General features: G+C 54.1%; 11 protein-coding genes. 5 read left to right on the top strand and 6 right to left on the bottom strand.

The window, feature by feature from the left end:
- Positions 1–148 precede the first annotated feature (148 nt).
- The gene (locus tag PJI16_03750; GenBank protein MDT3776672.1) at positions 149–8,755 is read right to left on the bottom strand and encodes a glucoamylase family protein; all 8,607 of its coding nucleotides are present in this window, start codon (positions 8,753–8,755) and stop codon (positions 149–151) included.
- Positions 8,756–9,450: 695 nt separating this feature from the next.
- Here PJI16_03750 and PJI16_03745 point away from each other — a divergent pair.
- The 4 genes from PJI16_03745 (at position 9,451) to PJI16_03730 (ending at position 13,892) form a co-directional block, all read left to right on the top strand.
- Complete coding sequence (locus PJI16_03745; GenBank protein MDT3776671.1) at positions 9,451–11,889, top strand: heavy metal translocating P-type ATPase; 2,439 nt, start codon at positions 9,451–9,453, stop codon at positions 11,887–11,889.
- A 701-nt stretch (positions 11,890–12,590) separates the two neighbouring features.
- Entirely contained in the window at positions 12,591–13,049 is a 459-nt protein-coding gene (locus tag PJI16_03740; protein ID MDT3776670.1) for a hypothetical protein, read from the top strand.
- A 206-nt stretch (positions 13,050–13,255) separates the two neighbouring features.
- Positions 13,256–13,423 carry a hypothetical protein gene (locus PJI16_03735; GenBank protein MDT3776669.1) on the top strand — a complete coding sequence of 56 codons (168 nt, stop codon included), beginning with the start codon at positions 13,256–13,258 and terminating at the stop codon, positions 13,421–13,423.
- A 298-nt stretch (positions 13,424–13,721) separates the two neighbouring features.
- The gene (locus tag PJI16_03730) at positions 13,722–13,892 is read left to right on the top strand and encodes a hypothetical protein (GenBank protein MDT3776668.1); all 171 of its coding nucleotides are present in this window, start codon (positions 13,722–13,724) and stop codon (positions 13,890–13,892) included.
- A gap of 426 nt (positions 13,893–14,318) precedes the next feature.
- Here the strand turns inward: PJI16_03730 and PJI16_03725 are convergent, their stop codons facing one another.
- Together PJI16_03725 and PJI16_03720 are read right to left on the bottom strand one after the other, a co-directional pair.
- Positions 14,319–15,380, bottom strand: a complete 1,062-nt coding sequence (locus tag PJI16_03725; protein MDT3776667.1) for a metallophosphoesterase — start codon at positions 15,378–15,380, stop codon at positions 14,319–14,321.
- A gap of 745 nt (positions 15,381–16,125) precedes the next feature.
- Positions 16,126–16,299, bottom strand: a complete 174-nt coding sequence (locus tag PJI16_03720; GenBank protein ID MDT3776666.1) for a hypothetical protein — start codon at positions 16,297–16,299, stop codon at positions 16,126–16,128.
- Positions 16,300–16,743: 444 nt separating this feature from the next.
- On the opposite strand from PJI16_03720, the gene PJI16_03715 reads away from it, so the two are divergent.
- Positions 16,744–16,872: a hypothetical protein gene (locus PJI16_03715; protein MDT3776665.1), complete on the top strand. Its 129-nt coding sequence runs from the start codon at positions 16,744–16,746 to the stop codon at positions 16,870–16,872.
- A 19-nt stretch (positions 16,873–16,891) separates the two neighbouring features.
- On the opposite strand, the gene PJI16_03710 is transcribed toward PJI16_03715, so the two are convergent.
- The 3 genes from PJI16_03710 to PJI16_03700 form a co-directional block, all read right to left on the bottom strand.
- A complete protein-coding gene (locus tag PJI16_03710) occupies positions 16,892–20,428 on the bottom strand; it encodes a DEAD/DEAH box helicase (protein MDT3776664.1) in 3,537 nt (1,178 codons plus the stop codon).
- A gap of 561 nt (positions 20,429–20,989) precedes the next feature.
- Complete coding sequence (locus PJI16_03705; protein ID MDT3776663.1) at positions 20,990–21,763, bottom strand: plastocyanin/azurin family copper-binding protein; 774 nt, start codon at positions 21,761–21,763, stop codon at positions 20,990–20,992.
- Positions 21,764–21,875: 112 nt separating this feature from the next.
- Complete coding sequence (locus tag PJI16_03700; protein ID MDT3776662.1) at positions 21,876–22,502, bottom strand: pyridoxamine 5'-phosphate oxidase family protein; 627 nt, start codon at positions 22,500–22,502, stop codon at positions 21,876–21,878.
- Positions 22,503–22,548 lie beyond the last annotated feature (46 nt).

Here is a 22,548-nt window from a genome sequence, read left to right as displayed (position 1 = left end):
AAGGCCGGATGGATCCTATGGTGTCGCCAGTCGGTCCGCCGACAAGCTATGAAATAGATTGCCCCATAAGCCTGGGGCAACAGACATTTTCTTCTCTATGTGAGCGAGTGAAGCCTTCAACAAAGAGGAGAAAGGCAGAAAGACTCCATTAGCTCAAATCCACCTCAATGTAGTGATCCCGGCGGTCGTCCACCAGGTGGATCCTGCCTTGCGGTCGCCCTGCCGCATCCATGCCCACGCCATCGATTTCCACACCGTCCATCGATAGACGGCTCACGTGTTCCGGTTTTTCACCAAGGCGCCTGAGGGTGATGTGATAGACGGTCTCGCGAAAGCGATAGTGTATTTTGTACCCTTCCCAATGGGCCGGGATACAGGGGGCGATAACCAGATAGTCGATCTCCAGTTGCAAGCCCAGGAGGGTTTCCACGGTTAGACGATACATCCAGCCTGCCGCTCCGGTGTACCATGTCCACCCCCCCCGGCTGGTGTGTGGCAGCGCACCATAAATGTCCGCGCACATGACGTAGGGCTCAACCTTATAGCGTTCCATATCATCCGGTTGACTCCCATGATTGATGGGATTGAGCATGTTAATCAATTCCCACGCCCGCTCCCTGTTCCCCAACAGGGCAAACGCCGTCGTCGTCCAAATGGCGGCATGGGTGTATTGGCCACCATTTTCACGAACGCCGGGCACGTAACCTTTGATATAACCGGGCTCAAGGTCTGAGGTGTCAAATGGTGGTGCAAGTAGCTGAATGAGTTGATCTTCGCGTCGCACCAGGCGCGTGTCCACCGCCGCCATGGCCTGACGGGCTCGATTGGGATCACCGCCGCCCGAAATGACCGCCCAACTCTGGCTGATCGAATCAATTTGGCATTCGGCATTCTGGGACGAACCCAAGGGTGTGCCATCATCGAAATAGGCCCGCCGGTACCATTCGCCATCCCAGGCATTGGCCTCAATGTTGTCGCGCAGCCGCGAAGCCTGCCCGGTGCACATGTGGGCAAACGCCTCGTCTCCTCGACGACGAGCCAGGCCTGCAAACAGCTGTAGGTTTTCGTACAGGAACCACGCCAGCCATACACTCTCACCCTTGCCATCACGACCGACGAGATTCATTCCATCGTTCCAATCGCCACAGCCCATTAGGGGTAATTGATGTTCGCCAAACCGTAATCCATGTTTGATTGACCGCACGCAATGGTCATAGAGACTGGCCGCTTCAGTCGAACGTTGCGGCTGGTCGTAGTAAGCCTCCTCTTCCGGATTCAACTCACGGCCCTCAAGGAAATGAACTGACTCGTCGAGGACTCCCGTATCGCCGGTGGCCAGGACATACCGGCAGGCGGCATAGGGAAGCCACAAATAGTCATCGGAGAAATGGGTGCGCACGCCTTGTCCATTGGGCGGATGCCACCAATGTTGGACGTCACCCTTGCGGAACTGATGCTCGGCGCATCGAAGCAACTGCTCACGGGCCAGCCAGGGCGTGGCATGAATGAGCGCCATGGTGTCTTGCAATTGATCACGGAACCCGTAGGCGCCACCGGATTGATAATACCCGCTACGTCCCCAAAGCCTGCAGGACAACGTCTGGTAGACCAACCAACCGTTGGCCAATACGTCCAACGCTCGATCCGGCGTCTCCACATGCACCGCTCCCAACGTCCGGTTCCAGTGGTCCCACACCGCTTCCAAGGCCCAACGGGCACCAGCCGGTCCGCCGAATCGTTCGATGAAATACTGCGCCTCATCGGTGTTGCGGGCCGCGCCGAAGATGAACACGACCTCACTCTCCTGCCCCTCGGCCAGTTCGATCGAGGTCTGTATGCCCGCGCAGGGATCAAGACCCGCACCGGTTTTGCCCGATAAACGCTTGAGGCGCATCGCGGCCGGACTGGCCAGGGACCCATTGCGGCCAATGAACTCGGTACGGTTTCCCGTCACCGTGCGCTCCCGCTCGCTGACCTGAACAAAGACCATTCGATTGGCACATTCCCGGCCATAGGCATTGCGGGCAAACAGGGCACCGCTGTGCGGATCTGTTTCGGTCACAATGTGCATCATATTGCTATGGCGCCACTCTCCGAGCACCAGCTCCCAATATCCCGTCAGCGACAATCGGCGGGGCCTCTTCGAATGGTTGCGCAACTTGATCACCACAAACTTGACCGGTGCGTCCATGGCGACATAGGTGAACAGTTCCGAGGCAATACCGGCTTCGTGATGCTCGAACACGCTGTACCCGAATCCGTGACGGCACACATAGCCGGACCGACCGGAAGCGGGCAATGGCGTGGGCGACCAGAATGCACCCGTTTCCTCGTCTCGAATGTAGAGCGCCTCGCCGCTACTGTCGCTCAACGGGTCATTGTGCCATGAGGTCAGTCTGAACTCGTGCGCGTTTTCCACCCAGGTATACGCGCTCCCGCTCTCACTGACCACCGTGCCAATGTGTGGGCTGGCGATGACATTCGCCCAGGGCGCCGGTGTATGTTGCCCAGGTTCAAGAGTGACGACATATTCGCGCCCATCGGGTGTGAACCCACCCAGACCGTTACAGAAAATTCGGTCACGAGCCGCCAATGGTTGGGCCGGTATGACTGCCGGTCGCCGCAATGGCACCAAATGGTCCGGCAGACGCACAACCGGGACGAGGCGCTCCACCTGCTCGAGTAATGTCTCGGCGGTATCGGTCAACACCACGCGGGCGACTGTCTGGAACAAGACCCGATCCTCTTCGGACAATTCTTCGGCACGCCGCACAAAGACCCCACCCGGTCTGTCAAGAATTTGCGGTTCGTGACCCGCATTGATCAGCCCCATGATCTGGTCTTGCAGCACCGCCCGATAGCCGGAGAAATCCTCGTTGACGATGACCAAGTCCGCAATCAACCCCTTCATCCGCCAATAGGCATGGGCTTGCAGCACTTGTTTGACCAGGTCGATACGGTTCCGGTCGCCAATACGGAGCAGAACGATCGGCAGATCACCCGAGACGACAAAACGCCAAAGCCCGGACTGACCAAGCTGGTTGCGGGCAATGACGCTTGGCGCAGCACGGCGCAAGCCATTGGCGAAAATGATTGAGGTGGCCAGGCGACCATAGACCTGAGCCTCCGCTTCGGTGGCGTTGAGATGACGCAGCACCTCCTGACTTTGGAACCAGGCCATTTCAAAAGCACGCTCAACGAAATGCCGGTCGCAATATTTCTCAAGCAGCACCAATGCAGCCTCCCGGGTGTCCGCGACCCCGGAGATGATCTGCACGGTCGAGGACTCATCGGACGACAAGGCGATGGTGCGGCGGATGGCCACGATAGGATCGAGCACCGAACCATCCGTATTCGACAAGGTCGACGAAGGATCATCGCTCTCCAGTGCCACAGGGTTGGCCGCCGTTCGACCCCGCCCGATGAATTTTGAGCGGTCCGTCTCGTAGGAGGGCTCGTCGGCTACAGCCCCGGGCGCAGCCAACAGGTGAAACATCCACGGTGTCGCCTCCCCCGGAGTCCGGGCACGTCGCCGGCAGAGGATCGCCTGGCGGTCCGGCAGGATTTCGGTTTGCACGAACAGGTTGCTGAATGATCGGTGGGCTAAGTCGGCATTCAATGGCGCCAAGACGACCTCCGCGTAACTCGTCACCTCGATATGACGGGTACGAATCGACAGGTTGGTGAGCGTGACGCGTCGGATTTCCACATCGTCTTCAGGTGACACACTGATCTCAGTATGGGCTTCAATCCCCAGGTCGCGCCGCCGATATTCGGCGCGCCCCTGCACAAAAATGGCTTCATAGTGATCGGCCGTGCGCAATGTCGGTTGATGCGCCGTGGACCAGTACCGTCCCGAGTCGCGGTCACGCAAGTAGATGAATGTGCCCCAACAATCGGACGTCACGTCCTCGCGCCAACGGGTCACGGCCAGATCACGCCAGCGACTGTATCCGCCACCGGCATGAGTCGACATGAGGTGGTACCTGCCATTGGATAACAGATGCACTTCAGGGATCGGCGTGTTCGGGTCGGTAAACACGCGCATGATTGCCCCGCCTTCCGCAGCGGCAGGGCGCGCGGCGGCGCTCACCTCAGCCGCATGGGGATGCAACGTCGCGCCCTTCTTCGGCACGCGCTCCTGCAGCAACAATTCGGTCGCCCGTATGTGAGGGGCAGACATGAAACGGCGCTGCATCGGCTGATTGAGCAGGACATGCGCAAACGCCAACAGGCTCATGCCTTGATGATGCGCCATGAACGTGCGCACGATCGCGTGATTCTTCCCTCGAGGCACGCGGGAAGGCGTGTAATCCACCGCCTCGTAGAATCCGTAGACGCCACAGAATCCATTGCTCGCCATGGTCTGTAAGTTGCGACAGGCCTCTCGCGGCATCACCGTGAGCGCCAGCGCGCTGGCGTAAGGCGCGATGACCAGGTCGTCTCCCAGCCCCCGCTTAAAGCCCAGCCCGGGGACCCCAAACGCCCGATATTGATAAACATGGTGCATATCAGTGGCGTTATAGCAGGACTCGGATATGCCCCATGGCACCGCGCGTTGTCGACCGTATTCGATCTGGCGGGACACCACGGCCTTGCAGGTCTCCTCCAACAAGGTGTTCTGGTAACTCGGCATGATCAGTTGCGGCATGAGATACTCAAACATCGAGCCGCTCCACGAAATTAAACTCACGGCGCCGCCATAACTGGTCAGCTGGCGACCGAGTGAGAACCAATGCTTTTGCGGAACCTGTCCCTGTGCGACAAGGAGAAAACTTGCCAAACGTGCTTCTGATGCGAGCAAATCATAACAGGACGGATCACGGCGCCGTTCCCCCACATCGTATCCGATGGTCAGCAAGCCGCAGGACGTCTCATAGAGAAATTCAAAGTCCATTCCCGCCAATTCGCGACAACGATTCACCAAATCATCGATGATTTTTATCCGCTCCACTGCCGCTGTATGCGGGGATGCGCCCACTCCGGCTGATGACAGCCCTTGGGTACCCACGACCCGCTTTCTGGCCAGTTCCACCAGTGTCGGGATGGAGGTGAAGTGCCCCGACTCGGGGACCAACCATCTCAGGTCATCTCGCAGTGCGCAGGATTGCTGATCGAATGCCTGTGCCCATTGATAGAGTTCGCCATCGATATCGCTATCTGCCGGAAGCCAGGCTACCAGTTCCCCGGCGATGCGGTGAATCTCTTCCAGCTGTCGTTCCGCGCCTGCCAATGTCTGTGGTTCCCCGTTCAATGTGAATGTATGAAGAGTGTCCTGAAGAACCTTGATCTTCTTCGAAAGTTCGGGGGCCGGTATCGAGGGCACGTGTTCGGCAAAGACCTGCAAGGTATCCTGCAGGCCACGAAACGGGCACGAGGACAGCACCGGCTGATCTTTCAACTCGGCCAATCCCGCTTGCAAGGTGAGCAAACTGCCAGCCAGATTTCCGCTGTCCACCGACGAGACATAGAGCGGACGAAGCGGTTTCAGGGTTCGTGTGTCGTACCAGTTATAGAAATGGCCGCGGTAACGTTCCAGCTTTTCCATCGTCGCCAAAGTGTATTCCGTAAGGCGCAAAAATTCTCCGGCGGACAGATACCCGAAATCGTACGCAGACAAGTTTGCCAGTAACGACATGCCGATGTTGGTTGGCGAGGTGCGGGAGGCAATGGCCGGGGCCGGATATTCCTGGAAATTATCCGGTGGCAGCCAGTTATCCTGCGGACTGACGAACTTCGCGAAGAAACGCCACGTTCGTCGGGCCGAGGCCCGAAGGAACGTTCGTTGCTCAACGGTCAAGTCCGGTACGGGGACCACATGGGGAAGACTGATCCACCAGCCGACGACCGGCGACCCCAGCCACAGCAACAACACGGGCGCATAGAACACCCACTCCTCCGGCCGGCTGACCCCTAAGGCAAAAATCAGTACCACCGCCAGAGCAGGTCCGATCCACATCTCCATACAAAAATCAAGCAGGGTCCGGCGCGCATTGCGACTGACATAGGATCGCATATGCCAGAGTAACAATCCGCGTTTCGTGAACAGCATCCGCACACCCGAGCGCAGAATCGCATTCAGGTTAATCAGCGTCTCGTAGGGCAATAAGACCACTGTGAGTAACGCCAGCATGAACGGATGGCCTGTGGATTTGCTTTTGAGGATGAGGTGCACCAGCCAATCCCGCTCTTCAGGTTTCCGGATGAAATCGATCATGGCTCCGAGCAGGATGGGCAAAAACACCACACCCCCGACCAACAGGGTCCAGACCCATCCCGATCCCGGACCAATCAGCCAACCACCGACCAGCAAAGCCAGCAGTGACGGGGACACGAGGCTGCGTCGAAGGTTGTCAAATAATTTCCACACCGACAGGGCTGTCAGTGGGTTCGGTTGCCGCTGCGCCTTCGATCCTTTGGGCCATGGCGGTCCGGGCACATGTGGGAACAACCAGCCGGCAAGCTGCCAGTCCCCGCGTATCCACCGATGTCTTCGGCTCGCCTCTATGGCGTAACTAGCCGGATGCTCTTCGATGATATCGACATCAGTGACCAGTGCTGAACGTGCATACCCGCTTTCCAATAAGTCATGACTGAGAATGAGGTTCTCCGGAAAGCGTCCATCGACAGCCTGACGAAACGCATCCACATCGTAAATGCCTTTGCCGATGAACGACCCCTCCCCGAAAATATCCTGATACACATCCGAGACCTCGCGCGTATAGGGATCGACGCCTGATTCACCTGCGAACAGTTTCGTAAACCGTGACCGACCGGCACTGGTCAGGCTGATTGACGTGCGTGGTTGAAGAATCGCGTAGCCTTCGACGATACGTCCCTTGTCCGGATCGTATACCGGCCGATTGAGAGGATGGGCCATGTTGCCGATCAAGGTGCGTCCCGTGTCACGGGGGAGTTGCGTATCGGTATCCAACGTAATGACGTACTTGATGGAACTGAGGAGGGAGGGATCACCGACAATATCGGAAAATGCCGTTTGTGCCTCTCCCCGCAGCACGGCATTGAACTGCTCCAGCTTGCCGCGTTTGCGCTCATACCCCATCCACACCCGTTCGTAGGGATTCCACATTCGAGGTCGGTGAAACAAATAAAAGATGCACGGCCGGTCCTCCCGGTAGGTCTCATTGAGCGCCTGGACACCTGCGGAAGCCCGGGCGAGCAATGCCTCATCATCCGGCAACATACGCTCAGGCGCGTCACGAAAATCCGTCAGCAAGGCAAAGAACAGATGGGGATCGCGATTCCCCAGATATCGGATCTCCAGGGCTTCGAGAAGATCATCAATCTCCTGTGACCGGCTCAGCAGGGTGGGAACCACGACCATCGTGCGGTGAACGGATGGAATACCCTTTGAGAAATCCAATCGTGGTAACGCCCGAGGCGCTAAGGCCAGCGTGACCACCAGATTCACCAGCGAGACGGCCAGCCCTGAGACACCCATCATCCCGGTTATTCCCAAAAACCAGAACCGCCAATCATCCAACCCGAATCCCTCGAAAGAGAACAGCACGACCGAGGTTGCCAGAGCCGTGAGCAACAGGATGGGTCCGAGGTACAGGATCAGGCGGAAGGGCCGACTCGCCCGGCTGATCCGCAAATTCCACGACACACGGCAGTTCACCCCACGCTCCAGTATGTCGCGTCCGTGATCGATCAGGTAGTATCCGACATGGGAGGCACGGTTGTTGGAACCCATCTGCGCAGCTGCAGTCTGCGCAAGCACAATCGCTTGGCGTGCGACAGCCCATTCACTGCACGAACTGCCTCTCGCCACATCTTCGATGACATGCCGATACCGGTCGCGGGTGGCGAAATCCTGGCTGGTATACATTCCCATCGGGTCTTCACACAATGTCTCTTCAACAACACTGAGCGACTCGACGTAATTCTTCCAGTCCATTGTTCCGATGAAACGCAGACTACTGATACTGTTGGAGATGGAGATCTGATTGGTCGCGGCCGTTCGGCCGGCCGCCTCCGACAACTGCGTCGCCGTCACCCCCTGTTCGAGTAGTTTGTGTTCGACCCAGGTTTGAATGAACGCCATAGCCGGCCCCTGAGCCTGGAGTCTCGCGTAAAATTCCTCCACAAACGGTGCGGTCAAGGGGACATCAGCATTCGCGAACTCGGCGAGCAACTGAACAAGCTGTTTCGGTTCCTTTTCGGCCGTCGCGTGCATGCGGTCTGCCCAACTGATCGCCGCGTCGCGCTCCTCACGCCGACGGGCAATACGCAACCCCACGCGGCGAAGGTTTTCCAAAAGTGCCAACTGCAGCATAATCGGGAATGCCCACAGTTCTCCGAGCTGTAACGGTTCAACAGTCTGGTAGGCGGCAACGATATGGGTCGCATTGTCGCTGTCGACACGACCGTCCATATGAGAGATCAATTCCAAAGCCAGGTCATAGATTCTGGGAAAACCGGCTGACGGACCGTCAGCCAGTCGCGGCAACTGCCGGCTGTACCCTCGCGGCAAATGGCGACGTGCCAGAACGATTTGCTGCTCGATAAGATAAAAATTATCAAGCAACCATGCCTCTGCCGCGACGATCCGTTGACCGGGCGTCACGGCGGCTGTCACAAGGTCATACGCCGCCACCAGCACGCGCTCATTGTCCGCCAGCCGAGGTAATAACTTGTCCGGTCCAGAGTGCGGATCGATTGTATGTTGACCGGTTAGCGTGACCGCATGACGTTTCAATTGCTCGATGCTGAACAGCTCCGAGCGCAGCAGCTCCGTGTCCCCGGCGTCACGCAACGCATTTTGTGCGGGTAATAAAAATCCGATTTTTTTTCCGAGATCTGTAATGACGATGACATTCTCCTCGCACGAACTTGGGGCGTCCGCGCAGTAATAGCCTTATGCCCTGTGTTTGCCAAAATGTCATGCGACGTGCATTCAGCACGTCAACCAGTGACCTGTCGATGGCCATTTTTACATTGTCTTGGCTGGGATTGAAATTAACAGGGTCAACCGGACAGTGCGGGAGCACAGCTTTTTGCCGGAACTCAAGGCCAAAGGGTTAGAGCTTGCTCGAAGTTGATTGGGCCCCGCACAAGTCTCAAGCCGTTCAACTGTGGATGGCTAAAGCTTTAGACTCACGCTCCTGTCAGCTTAAGCCATGTTAACACTATATCCATGCGGGGATATAGGGAACGCGATGGCACTAAAGCAGACGGGAAAACTGTGGCCTATTTCCGTAACGCAAACTTCGGGTTGGCTTCCCCATGGCAAAGGTATTTCACTATACTGAATCAACGAGTTCATTTGTGAACGCCGACCGAATCGAAGGCCATAGGTGATGCCACTGAGAATTTCCACTTCGGGCCAGATGACCTTCTTACTTTCGCCTGTTGATGATAAGGACCATCACAATGGAACAAAAACCTCATATCCCCGAAAATAAGCCCCGGCGACGGGAATTAAGCATGGCCAAGGTAGAGCAGGTGAAGGACCCGGTCTGCGGCATGATGGTGGATCCGCTTACCGCTGCGGGAAAATTCGAGCATGCGGGCACCATGTATTACTTTTGCAATCCCCGTTGCCAGGACAAATTCAGCCATGATCCGGAAGGCTATCTGACTGGGAAACATACACAGTCGATGGATGCCGTGCCGGCCAAGCCCGGCGCCAAATATATTTGCCCGATGTGTCCTGGTGTCGAATCTCCCAAACCGGCGGCTTGTCCTAAATGCGGCATGGCACTGGAGCCGGATATCGCAATCGCACCGGCGACTAAAACGGAATATGTCTGTCCCATGCATCCTGAAGTGGTACAGGATCAGCCCGGCTCCTGTCCGAAATGCGGGATGGCGCTTGAACCTCGCGAAATCACACTTGAAGAAGAAGAGAATCCCGAACTCCAGGACATGATGCGCCGATTCTGGATTGGACTTGTGTTGGCCTTCCCGGTGTTTTTCCTGGCCATGTCCGAGATGATTCTCGGCAAACCCGTTCAGCAGATTCTCTCGCCGTCGGTCAATGCATGGGTGCAATGGATATTGGCAACGCCAGTGGTTTTATGGTGCGGCTGGCCGTTTTTCCAGCGCGGGTGGGCTTCGCTCGTCAACCGCAGTCTGAATATGTTTACGCTCATTGCGTTGGGAACCGGTACGGCTTATGTCTATAGCGCCGTGGCCACCATTGCTCCTCAATTATTCCCCGCCTCCTTCAGGGGAGAAGGCGGTGAGGTCGCCGTGTATTTTGAGGCCGCTGCCGTGATCACCGTCCTCGTGCTACTGGGCCAGGTCCTGGAATTACGGGCTCGCAGCCAGACGGGCAGCGCCATCAAAGCCTTGCTAGGCTTGGCACCAAAAACTGCCAGGCGTATTCGCGAAAATGGCGATGAGGAAGACGTCCTCGTGGAATCGGTACATCCAGGAGACAAGCTTCGTATCCGCCCAGGAGAAAAAATTCCGATCGACGGAGTCATCCTTGAGGGTCAAAGTGCTATAGATGAATCGATGATTACCGGAGAATCGATCCCGGTGGAAAAGCAGGCAGAAGCTCAGGTCACCGGAGGAACCGTCAATGGAACGGGAACGTTGGTGATGCAAGTGGAACGAGTCGGCCGGGATACCGTTCTGGCGCAGATTGTTCGTATGGTCAGCGAAGCCCAACGCAGCCGGGCGCCCATTCAACGGATGGCCGACCTGGTAGCCGGCTATTTTGTCCCGATTGTCGTCGGGGTTTCGTTACTCACTTTCTTTATCTGGGCTTTTTTCGGTCCGGAGCCTCGCATGGCTCACGCACTCGTCAACGCAGTTGCGGTCCTCATTATTGCCTGTCCCTGCGCGTTGGGTCTCGCCACCCCCATGTCCATTATGGTGGGAACGGGACGAGGAGCCACGGCCGGCGTCTTGATGAAACATGCGGAAGCCCTGGAACAATTGGAAAAAGTGGATACCCTGGTCGTCGATAAAACCGGAACCCTCACGGAAGGCAAACCCAAATTGATGTCAGTCATTTCTCTTACCGATAGGCAGGAGGATAACCTCCTGCAATTGGTCGCCAGCCTGGAACGCAACAGCGAACATCCCCTGGCCTCCGCCATTGTGAACGGAGCGAAAGACAAAGGGCTGGAGTTATGGAAGACTCAGGATTTTCAGTCGAAAACCGGCAAAGGCGTGGTCGGAACCGTTCAGGGACACAGCATGGCACTCGGAACACGGAAATTCCTGGAGGAAGAGTACCACCTGAAACCCGAGGACTTCGGACCGTTAGCGGAGAAAGCCGAGGACCTGCGCCGTGACGGCCAAACCGTCATGTTTGTGGGCATCGCTAATCAGATTGCCGGTCTCATCGGAGTCGCCGACCCGATTAAACCATCAACCTCGGAAGCCATTCGCCTGTTGCATGAGGAAGGAATTCAAGTGGTCATGGTGTCCGGCGACCATCAGCAAACAGCACAGGCGGTCGCACAGAAGCTCGACATCGATGAGGTAAAAGCGGAAGTGTTGCCCGAGGAGAAAAGCCGAATCATTCAGCAACTTCAAGCACAAGGAAAAATCGTGGCCATGGCTGGAGACGGCATCAATGATGCACCCGCCCTCGCCCAGGCCCATGTCGGCATTGCCATGGGGACCGGCACGGATGTAGCTATGGAAAGCGCCGGAGTCACCCTGGTCAAAGGTGATCTTCGAGGCATTGCCCGTGCCCGTCGGCTCAGCCAGGCGACCATGCGCAACATCCGGCAAAATCTGTTCTTTGCCTTTTTCTATAATGCCATCGGAGTCCCGATTGCCGCCGGCATCCTCTATCCGGCATTCGGCATCCTCTTGAGTCCGATGATTGCCGCAGCCGCGATGACCTTTAGCTCAGTCTCAGTCATTACTAATGCCCTGCGATTACGATCAGTCAAACTCTAACAGAATATTGAAAACGTATGCCCTGAGTCCGGCCGAAAAGGAAACCGTGCTGGCGCCTGAATTCCCGGCCTTCGGAGCCGAAGCGACTTCGGCGAATAGGCTTGGCAGGCAAGCCGACGGTTATTTGAACCAAAGAAAAGGAGGGGAGATAGATCCCCGCTGACTCCCGCGGGGATGATTGATGAATGGGTCTCGCCGGACAGTGCTAATCCGGCATCTCTCCCTTTTCTGTCATTTCCGACATTGTTTATCGGAAATCCATCTGGTTTCTATTCTGATGGATCCCGCTATCAACCTGTGGGGATGACGACTGGTATGGTATCCACCCTTACCCGACTCGTTCTATATCCTCAATGGCATGCCATGTCGTTCCGGTGGGATATCTCAGTTGGCTGACGGTTCTGTATGTCCCCTCCCCGTCGCTTATCCTAAGAGAAAACCAAAATCCCTTTGCGTGAGGGTGCCCCCGCCATGTTGGGTGGCCCTTCAAGAACGGGTCCCGTTTTCTTGTTATCAACGGCGGCCGTTTGAGTGGGGTTGTTGCGGTTGAGAACACAGCCTTGGGCGTAAGGGCCGCGTGCAAGCAAACCAAGGCGAGGATATAGGTTGCTGCGGCATAACCTGATGCCGCTGATCTGGCTTGAACATTCTGGTACAATGCTCTTATGTCCTCAGTCGGAGCTTAAACTTTCATGAGAACCATGAGCAGATACCTTCTCTCTTTTGTGGCGGTTATTGGGATGGGGGGCGTCCTCACAGCGGGTCAACTACTGGCCCAGCCTGGCGAAATTGACATCTTCAATCAACAGGACACCAGAGTATTCAAGACGGCGGCCTGTACGAAAGATCGCCGGCCAGTTGAAGCGCTGTACTTCATCGTGGCCAGCCGGTCCGATCTGGCAAATGGAAAATCGTCTCCATCATCGCAACTGATGAAAGAAGCAGTGGATGGTAATTGGCGACAGATTGCCTCCCGATTGACGATGGAGCAAGTGACGGAAGAACGCTTTGCCGATACGTATAACACTCTCCTGAGCGAAATGATCCCACTTTTGCAGCAGGCAGTTGAGGAGCAGAGTGGCGTGTCCATCTCCATCTCTGAAGTCAACAGCAGATCGATGGACCAGGCCAAGGATCAGGACGTTCCAGCTTGCAGTTAGGGACACAGTGCCTTTCCTCTAACTCCACGGAAATTCGGTGCGGCCATAAGTTGTTCTTCCACAAAAACCCTCCCCAGATGTGTAGCCAATCGTAGAACAATCAATGTTCTCTGCCAACGCCCTGGTTGGTTTGAGTGTGATTCGGTAGTTCGGGAGGACTCCCTGTTCTCCCTGTTGCAGAGGACCGGCGCCTCGGTGGAGTGACGGTGTACGAGTGGGATCGAGAAAACCTGTCGCTTGATCTGAAGCGGATTTATTTGGTGGCGGTGACCACCCCGGCCGCGACTTCCAACGCCAGAGCAGTAGAAATCCTGCACGACAGCACCCGGTTAAAGTCTTTGACGAATTATTCACCAGGGCCTCTTTCCATGTGAACCCATACAAGAGCAGCACCAGTATTACTCGCGAGACGTTGTCGAAGCATCTCGGTCTCACTTGTCCCTCTTGGTAAAAGGCCAGCTGTTTTCAAAGAATTAGATTTTCCGCAGTCAAAGCGGTACGGGATCATGCACAGAAGAAAAGATAATGCATGCCTTCCGTAAAGAACATGTGCCGGAGATGGGAAAGCTCACTGAACACGTTGAAGGTGCAGGACTATGATTTCATGGGCTAAGCACTCACCCAGCGTTTACATAAAAAGTAGCCCGCGCCGCCGTCAAAGGTAAACACATCATGGCTGAGCATGCTCAACGGTTTGATGTTCACTCGAATCAAATTTTGCAATGGAAAACCTTGCGTCTAGACCGAGCCCCGGATGTGTGTGCATCGGGACTCCACGCCAGAGCGGCTCGTGGATGTGAAGGTCCTTCTCGCCTAGATGGGCGAGTTGACATTGAAAAATGATTTTCCAGAAACTGCGCGCACCCAAGCGGCCTGCTGAGCGCAGAACGATATTGAACCGTCTCCACCCTGTATCCACCACCAAACAGCCGAAGGGCTCAGGCATCAGTTGCGGCAGAGTTTATTAGCAGCTTAACGCGTGGCGGGAGAACGACTTTTTGGAGGGTCTGTGGCGATCCGTCAAATTTGAAAAAGTGTAACTTACAGGCTATGACTCGGCTGCCGAAGCACGGGCGGGCGTTGCTCGCTCCTTCCAGGTTTATAACAGCCGCCAGCCTCATTCGAGCCTGGCTAGCCGGACGCCTGATCACGTGTAATTTCAATCACCACCGCACCCCAGAACGGCCTACCCCAAGAGCATACGATCCACTTATCAATGGTGTTCAAAGAAACGGAACCACCTCTATTTGCCTGGTTCAATCCAACCATTTATTTCTTCTTAGGTAAGACACAGGACCCGGTCCCGGTGTCCAGAGGTGGGCTTCCTCCAACAGGCAAGAATTCCCAGTTGTACCGATCGGAGTAGAGTTCGAGTTTCAGAACGCCAAACGTGTCTGCTTGGAAGAATTCACTATTTTTTTGTCGTGTTTCAAGGGAATACAGGGGAGCGCCACCCGTGCCCACGACAAACGCGCGAAAGCCGCGTGCGGGATCAAGGTCCTCTTCGGCATTCTGGCGGGCAAACCGTTCGTAATCATGGTCGTGGCCCATGAGAACCACGCTGACTCCACTTGCATAAAGGGTCTGCAAGATATTTTTCATCCTTTGAGATCCCCCATGTTTGCCGGAGCTGAACACGGGGTGATGCCAATAGGCGAGAATACATTTGGCGTCGGTGCCCGCTAAATCTTGTTGTAGCCACGCATGTTGGACTGAGATCGTGTCGCGATATTGGCTCTTTTCCAATTTGCTATTTAAGGCGATGATGTGCCATTCACCCAAATCAAAACTGTAATACCCTTTCCCCGCCTCCCCGGCCCGGCGGCCCCAGTAAGCGAAATAGGCCATGGCGTTCTTGGTTTTGTATTCATGGTTTCCTGGTACCGGATAGGTTCTGTCCTTGAGCCTCCCCCATGACCGGTTATAACATTCAGTGAAGGACCGGGAGGACCCTATGGGGTACCCAAGATCACCCAATGCGAGAATGCTGCCTTTTCGGCCATAAAGCATGTTGGCGGTTTTTTCTGCTTTCGCATGATAGTCGGTTTCCTCAATCCAACCTACGAGTTCGAGAAGCTTGTGGAAAGTGGGCTCCTTCTCTTCTTTCTCTTCTCCCTCGCTTTCGGTCAAAAGACCCACCATCTGCAGAAACTCCTCCCACTTAGAGTGGTCGCCGTTACATTTTGCAATATCACCCGCAGCAAAAATGGTTTCCGGAATCTCGAATACGGAAGAAGATGGGATTGTTCGTTGGGCATGTGCCGGATAATCCATGGAAAACAGCACCACCGTGACCATCATACCAAGTAGCCAGGGACTAATCTTTGTCATCGCCATGCATGCTTTCAATACCACTCCTTAGAACACCACCGCTTTTGAAAAGAGGGAATTCAGTTCTTCCAGAGTTTCTTTCTTGTTCCATTCATTAGGCTTCCTGAAAATGAATTTGATGTAGGGACACAAACGGCCCACTCACTTGATAATGTTGTTCTGCAAAGTGTATTCCGTGACTTCCTGATGTCATTGAAAGGCTCTCATTATCTCTAAGGTTTTGAAATTTTTCGCGTTTTTCTTTTGTCACAGCCTCTCCACAGGAATTTGCCTGTTGGGGTACGCTTAGTTTGAGCGATTTCGCTCTGTGAGGATGGTGGAAGATTGCACGTGAAAAAAAATTTCCAATAACTGCTCCGTAAAGATTATTTCCTCCAAGCGCAATTTTTTAATGCAGTCGCGGCAACCGTCATCATCCCAATTCAAAACGCCGGAAAGGCATGCATGGCTCACACCAGCTATTTGAGCCGATAGCATTTCCTCATTAATCATACTCGGTGAATATGAAGGTGCGATGAATTTGTCATGAAGATGTTTTCATATAGGAGAGAATAAGCTCAAATCCGGGTATTGATAAACAATCGTGCCCTCCAATGCCACTTGTCCCGCAGTTGCCTTCTGAGGACGGACGCCAAGGTGGTTCGTGCTTGATTCGCCCACCGACCTTCCGATACCGCCACTTTGGTTTCCGCTTGGGAAGGTGGCGGGGCAACAAACGAATCAATTGAGGCGCGACAACATAAATTTATTGATGGATGGCCTCGTAACACATGGTGGGCAGCTGGTTTTGGTATTGGGGCCGGTCCGCAATCAATTCCGGGGCAACGCCACGATGTAATTTCTTGTGCACATACTCTCGGACCGCGTGTGATTTGAGTCGGTCCCGCCTCGCTGCCTGGTGGAGTAGACTTTCAGCCATCAGCTGGACCCCTTGCGGATAATCATGCTGTCCACACCAGAGGTTCCGTCGCAGTTCGCGACTGATGCCGGAATGTCTGCTCAGTAGGCGTCGCCCAGAGATTGCGCTTACATGACGGAACGTCGACTCTCTCACCCCGACTTGGAATTTTTCGGGTGCAGGGTTTCCATTTTGGAGGTAGAGGCAGGACGACGTCTAGGTAAGCCGTACCAACTTGGTCTGTGATTCTATTCCTGTGGGAAAGCGAAGAGGACCGGTTGGAAAACAACCGCCAAATCCTACGGTCGTATAGGTGACAAAAGAGTAATAGGCACGAACTTCAAATCCGGGAGTTAACGTGCACATCGAACGTCCCAGATTTTGGGGAATATATAACCCCAGTACCCCACCGCAAAAATCAAAATTTCTATGTTATGCGCGATTAGCGCCAATAAGATGCCCCAGATGACACCTACCCTTGGTCATCTGGATCGAGAGGGCATGAAGATGAAAATACGGCAGACGACTGCAGTACCAACCATGACGGACAAGGCGACCAGCAGCGTGGTGACAATCAAGGACAATAACGCGTAGCCTCTTGCTCAACGATGGTTCATTCCAAAAGAAAGTCAAAATCTTTTTGTGAGAGAGACACTCCGCCGCCATGAGGAGTGGCTCCTTCCAGGACGGCGTGATAGAGATCCAACTTTTTCTGCTTCAATTCCATCATTTTCTCTTCGATGGTATGACGCATGAGTAACCGCATGATAGAGACGTTCTGTGTTTGCCCAATGCGATGCGCCCGGTCAGATGCTTGATTTTCCACGGCCGGATTCCACCAGGGGTCGAGATGAAACACATAGGACGCTTTGGTGAGATTCAGTCCCTGTCCTCCGGCTTTGAGACTCAATAAAAAGATCGAAGGGTTCGCCCCCTCCTGGAATTCCTGAACCAGTTTTTTTCTTGTGGGCGTCGGTGTGGAACCATCCAATCGGACATGAGGAATGCCATGCGCATCGAAGGCCTGTTCGACGATATCCAGAAACGACGTAAATTGGGAGAAGACGAGCGCACTGTGTCCCTCATCAAGGAGTTCCTTGAGTCGATCAAGGAGACATTCCAGCTTCGGGGAAAGATCGGTATGGGCGGAACTCAGCAATTGTGGCGACAGGCAGATTTGCCGAAGTTTGAGAATCGCCGTCAGCGCAATAATACGGGCCTGCGCGGGCGTTTGACTTTGATAGGCGGCAGCAATGGTTGAACGAATTTTGGTGACCGTCTGTTGATATAAGGTCTTTTGACGATCGGTTAATTCCAGATACAGATCTGTCTCAATTTTTGGCGGCAGTTCTTTGAGGATTTGACTTTTGGTTCGTCGCAACACAAAAGGTCTGCTCCGCTGCATAATGGTTTCTAACAGGGCCGGTGATGGCGTTTTCATTTTTCCCCTGACCTCTTCATAGTCTCCCAGTAGGCCCGGCACACACAAATCCATCAGGGCGTAATATTCCCCCACATGATTTTCCAAGGGGGTTCCGGTCATCACGCATTTAAAATACCCCTTGAGCCGTCTCGCGGCACCGGTGGTCCTGGCCACAATATTTTTAACCGCCTGGGCTTCATCGAACAGAATGACATTGAATGGGATTTTTTCGAGGATCGCAATGTCCCGCCGGATCAGGCCGTAGGTCGTGAGGACGACATCCGCTCCGGCAAATGAGGACGTGCGTTCCTTCCCGGTATACGACTGTATAGTCAGTGAGGGATAAAACCTGGAAATTTCATGTTCCCAATTAAATAAGAGGCTGGGAGGAAGTACCACGAGATGTGGCCCTTGAATCGGTTCCGGGGGTTGGATAATGCCTTCTTTGATTCCCGCGAATAAACAAATCGCTTGCAGGGTCTTTCCCAATCCCATGTCATCCGCCAGGCAGGCACCCAGGCGATGTTGATAGAGAAACCCGAGCCAACGATACCCTTCTTGTTGATATGGTCGAACCGTGGCCCCCAAGGCCTGAGGAAGGGGAATGGGCTCAATCTGCTCAAAGTGCAGTAACCGGTTGATCAACGCCTCGTCCGCTGGAGGCAGGATGACCGTCACTCCCTGCTTTCTCAACGCCACCCAATCCAGAATTTGCAATTTTGGCACACGAACGACGGACTTTTGTTCCTTGTGTTCCAAGCTGGGTTTATTGGAGAGAAAGGCAAACGCCCGCAAAATGGCCTGAGTGTTCTGGTCCACAATCCGGATCATCCCATCCGACTCCATCATGCCACCACGCTCAAGAATTTTGTTGATATCCTTGGCTTCGATCCGCACCCCGTCACAGAGCAATTCCGGTCGTAGTTCAAACCAATCAATGCTCGAAGCGCGTCGCGCATCGATCGAGCAATTCCACTGCGACGTGGAAATGGGCTGGTCTTGATAAAACAGTTCGATTCCGACTTCCTGCAATCTGGCATGAAGGTCTGGAAACAAGGGATAGAGGTTTGTCAGCGGAAGGCTCATTTCATCATGTTCCACCATTCCGTCAAAAAGCGATGGCCCCCACAGCATATAAGGAATGGCATACAGCAAGGCTTCTTTCGCCCAATCGTTCATCACAACGCACCAGTGCCCGTCGTGAACCACCAAACGAACACTGGGCTCTAAGGCCGGCGAGGAAAATCGCTGAAGGATCTGTTCGGCCTCCGCCTTCAGTTTAAATGGACGAAATTCATCCTGCGCAATGCAGGTCTTGATAAGTTTCCTGACATCCGATGGCTTTTGCTGCCCGATCAATTGAAAAAATGTGTCATACAGGAGTGCACGGCGTTTCTTCGCCCTCAACCCGCTCGAGACCGTTTTGGCATTCTCAAAAAATGGAAACATCCTGAAAATAGGGATACTGGGCCTCCCCTTGCTTTCCCCAAGCCAACATTCCGCGCGTAGAATCCCTGTTCTCAAATCCAACACCGAGGCATCCATCGGAATGGTCTCTGGAATGAATGTGAGACGATACTGATAAATTGGCGTCTCTCCGGAGTGGCGATGATCAATGAGTGAGACTTCTTGACCGGCACACTTGAGCAATACCGACCGCAAAATTCGATCTTGTTCTTGGAGGGGAATGTCGAATTGTAAGGCCATAAACTGGTCTACCGGAATGGAAAAAGTTGGTCTGTCCGTTCCTGTGGGGCGTTCCGATGAAAGCCAGCCATCGCGATTGTGGGGTGTCGAGGGCAGGGCCAACGGACGACTGAGAACATCCTCAGGCTCAATAACCCGTTCCCGTTGACTGTTTTCATACAACAAATCGTACACGGCCCACCCACCTTCATGTTCGAGTGGTCCAAGTTTTTTCGCGCCCAAATCAGCTGCAAAGCCCATACAGGCGTGGGTGTCCCGTTGCACCTCTCCGAAACGCAAACAACAGGCGGCAATCGAGACATGCGAACCGAGAATGTCCAACTCGGTTTTCGTGGTATATAACGAATCCGGCGCCCATTCCACAGGATATTTCCCATCCGCATGCTCAAAGAACAAGGCATGGTTCTGTCCGTGATGTTTAAGGAAGTCACGCAGCCCTTCCTGGACCGACCATGCAGGATCCTGGGTGGCACGAAGCAGCACGGCTAGCTCGGTGGGCATTCCCGCAAAGGATTGGCAAATGTTCCCATGGTTGGTAATGCTAATGGAAGACACTCCATGACGGTTTCGAAGAGTAATCTCGAAGCGTGGAGGAGCGGCCGGAGTGGGTGGTTTTGAGGCCAAAGGGCTCCCGACGCGTTCCATGAGTTGTCGCAGGAGCAGCGCTCGTTGGGTGGAATTGGATGAAGGCATACGGAAGGTATCGGGAAGCAGGAGATTGACTGTGGTCAATAGGGCACAAATGACATGTTTGCAATGCGACTCCGGCGTCCACACCGGACAGGTGCAGGAAAAGGTCAGCTGCCCGTTGTGCACACCGAACCGAACCAGATACTGGGTCGCCCCTCGCACCGTAGCCGACAAGATAGTCTGGGTCCGGTCCCAGCTATACGACTCGAGCCTTCCTTGGGCGTAATACTCATACCCGCGAAGGACAAAAGCCTTGGAAGCCAGAAAGTATACATGATTAGGAGAAAGAACTTTCAGGTGTTCCAGGACACCAAAGGGTTCTACGGACATCGTCCCCCCCCCGTTCTATGGGACCCTGGCCAATCAATACACAGGATCGGCTTCAGACACCAGGACATTCCCGGTCGTGATGGACAACGCATCACTCGGCAGCAGCGCAGATAAGACATATGGATGTTCTATAAAACACAGGCACCGGTCGACCAAACACCCCCGGTTGATGTCACGAATTGAACGGGTTTTCCCACCCCAGATGCGTATCGGCCAAAACGCTAATTATACACCACTTATCCTCTGATGTATGCCCATCCGGACCGGGTAGATGAAAAAACGCTGGACCGTCTCAATCCCGCAAAAAACGTTTCGTGAAAAGAAGATCAATCCTTTGTTCTGAAGGGGAGAACACCTTTTGGCCAGAAGCCTCAAAAATTTTAAGCCAAGCCATACCGCGGTACAAAATGGTGAGTATTCAACGCGGATGCCTCTGGTATTCTTATGCATCCATGGGAAGATTCATCTGTGGGATTATCAGCCTGCAGAAAAAACATTTTTCCATCAACCCCGATTATCCTCAGGCTTTCACTCGTGCAGGCATAGAGGAAGGAGGGTTAGTTAATGGATGGGAAAAGCTGATTTGACGATCACGGTGCCCTGCATAGATCCTAAATGAAGCTCGCAATGGTAGGGAAATGTACCGGGATGCTTAAACACATGCTCGAACCGCTGTCCGGGTTTATTGAGATTCAATCTACTATCGAACTGTTTTCCACCACCAGAGCAATCGTTCACCCGACAGCCACCACTTGTGACACTGTGGGGTTCTTGGGCGCCATCGGCATAAATCCACAAGACCTTTTGGCCCGGCATAATCGTGACGTCATGAGGTAAATAAAATGTTGTAGCCCGGAACAGGACCACCACCCCTCCAATCGGGACATTAGCCCACTCTTTTTCGGAAGCCAGGGGAGCACGTGGAGCCCTGGCAATCACGAGAAATTCATCTTGAGACGGCTGAATTTCACACCTCTGCCCTTCCCGAGCCGTGACCACCACTTCGTCTACTTTAGGAAAGACCGCATGGGAAACAACTCCATTAAATAGACCATCATCCACCACCAATATGGTGGTGGGTACACCTTCACCATCCGTAGATCTTTGTATATGCAAAAGGCAATTTTTCGCATTCAGTTTCCAGGTCAATTCAACAAAAAAGGGTTCTCCGACTTCAACTTTATCTACCAAGACCGTACGTTCCCCGGATTCCAGATTCAGCCCGAAATCCAGAACGATGTCCCCCGTTTCCCAGCCAACCGTGGCCAACACCGGAAGTGGACAGAACAATATGATCACGCATCCAATGATCCACTCCCGTACGGGTGATTTCATAAGATCCCTTCAATCAGACATGGTTGATGTGGTGAGTACAACACATCCTTCTCCTACAACCGTCTTTGTGCATATCGTCACGTGATCTTGGTCCAATATTCAATATGGGTTCTCAGCGGATCTCTTTGAAAAACCCGCTGCCTTTGAGGGATTCATCGTCGGTACCCCAATGAAGAGGTTTGTCTAATTTTTTGAGCAGTGGGATATGCTTGGAGCAGTGGATAAAGGCTTCCTCCACCTCGACCAACGTCCAGCATTCGGGATGACGTCCTCCGGCCACGGTCACGTCCTCGAGAATCGCCGCCGTGACGTTGGGAAGACGCATAATATCATCGTTGGTGAGGACTTTTGCCTTTCCATTGACATGCAGACCGACCGTGGTTTGCAAAAAATCGATGAACATCAGGCCGATTTGTGGGTTCTCAAGTATATTGCCGACACTCGCCATGACCCCGTTTCCGCGATACTCGGGATAGGCCAACATCCTGGGATTGAGCACTCGAACGAATCCGACGGTCCCCGCCCTAAACGAACAATCACATTCGCCCTTGGCATTGGCGGTCGAAAGAAAAACCATCTCCTGTCTGGCAATAAACGACTGCATATTGTCGTTTAATTCGCTTTCCATCTGGTTCCGATAAAAAGCCGTGGCCCGCCGGCCTGTCCCCATCATATTTTGGGCTCGACGCTCTCCTTCTGAACTCACGCACGCTGTCGATTCTTCCGGCTCTTTTTGCATCTTACACCTTCAGTTTATTGTTCAAAGCCAAACCTGTCAGGCCTTG

Source organism: Nitrospira sp. MA-1, from assembly GCA_032139905.1.
Classification (GTDB): Bacteria; Nitrospirota; Nitrospiria; order Nitrospirales; family UBA8639; genus Nitrospira_E.
This window is presented reverse-complemented; position numbering and strand designations above follow the sequence as displayed.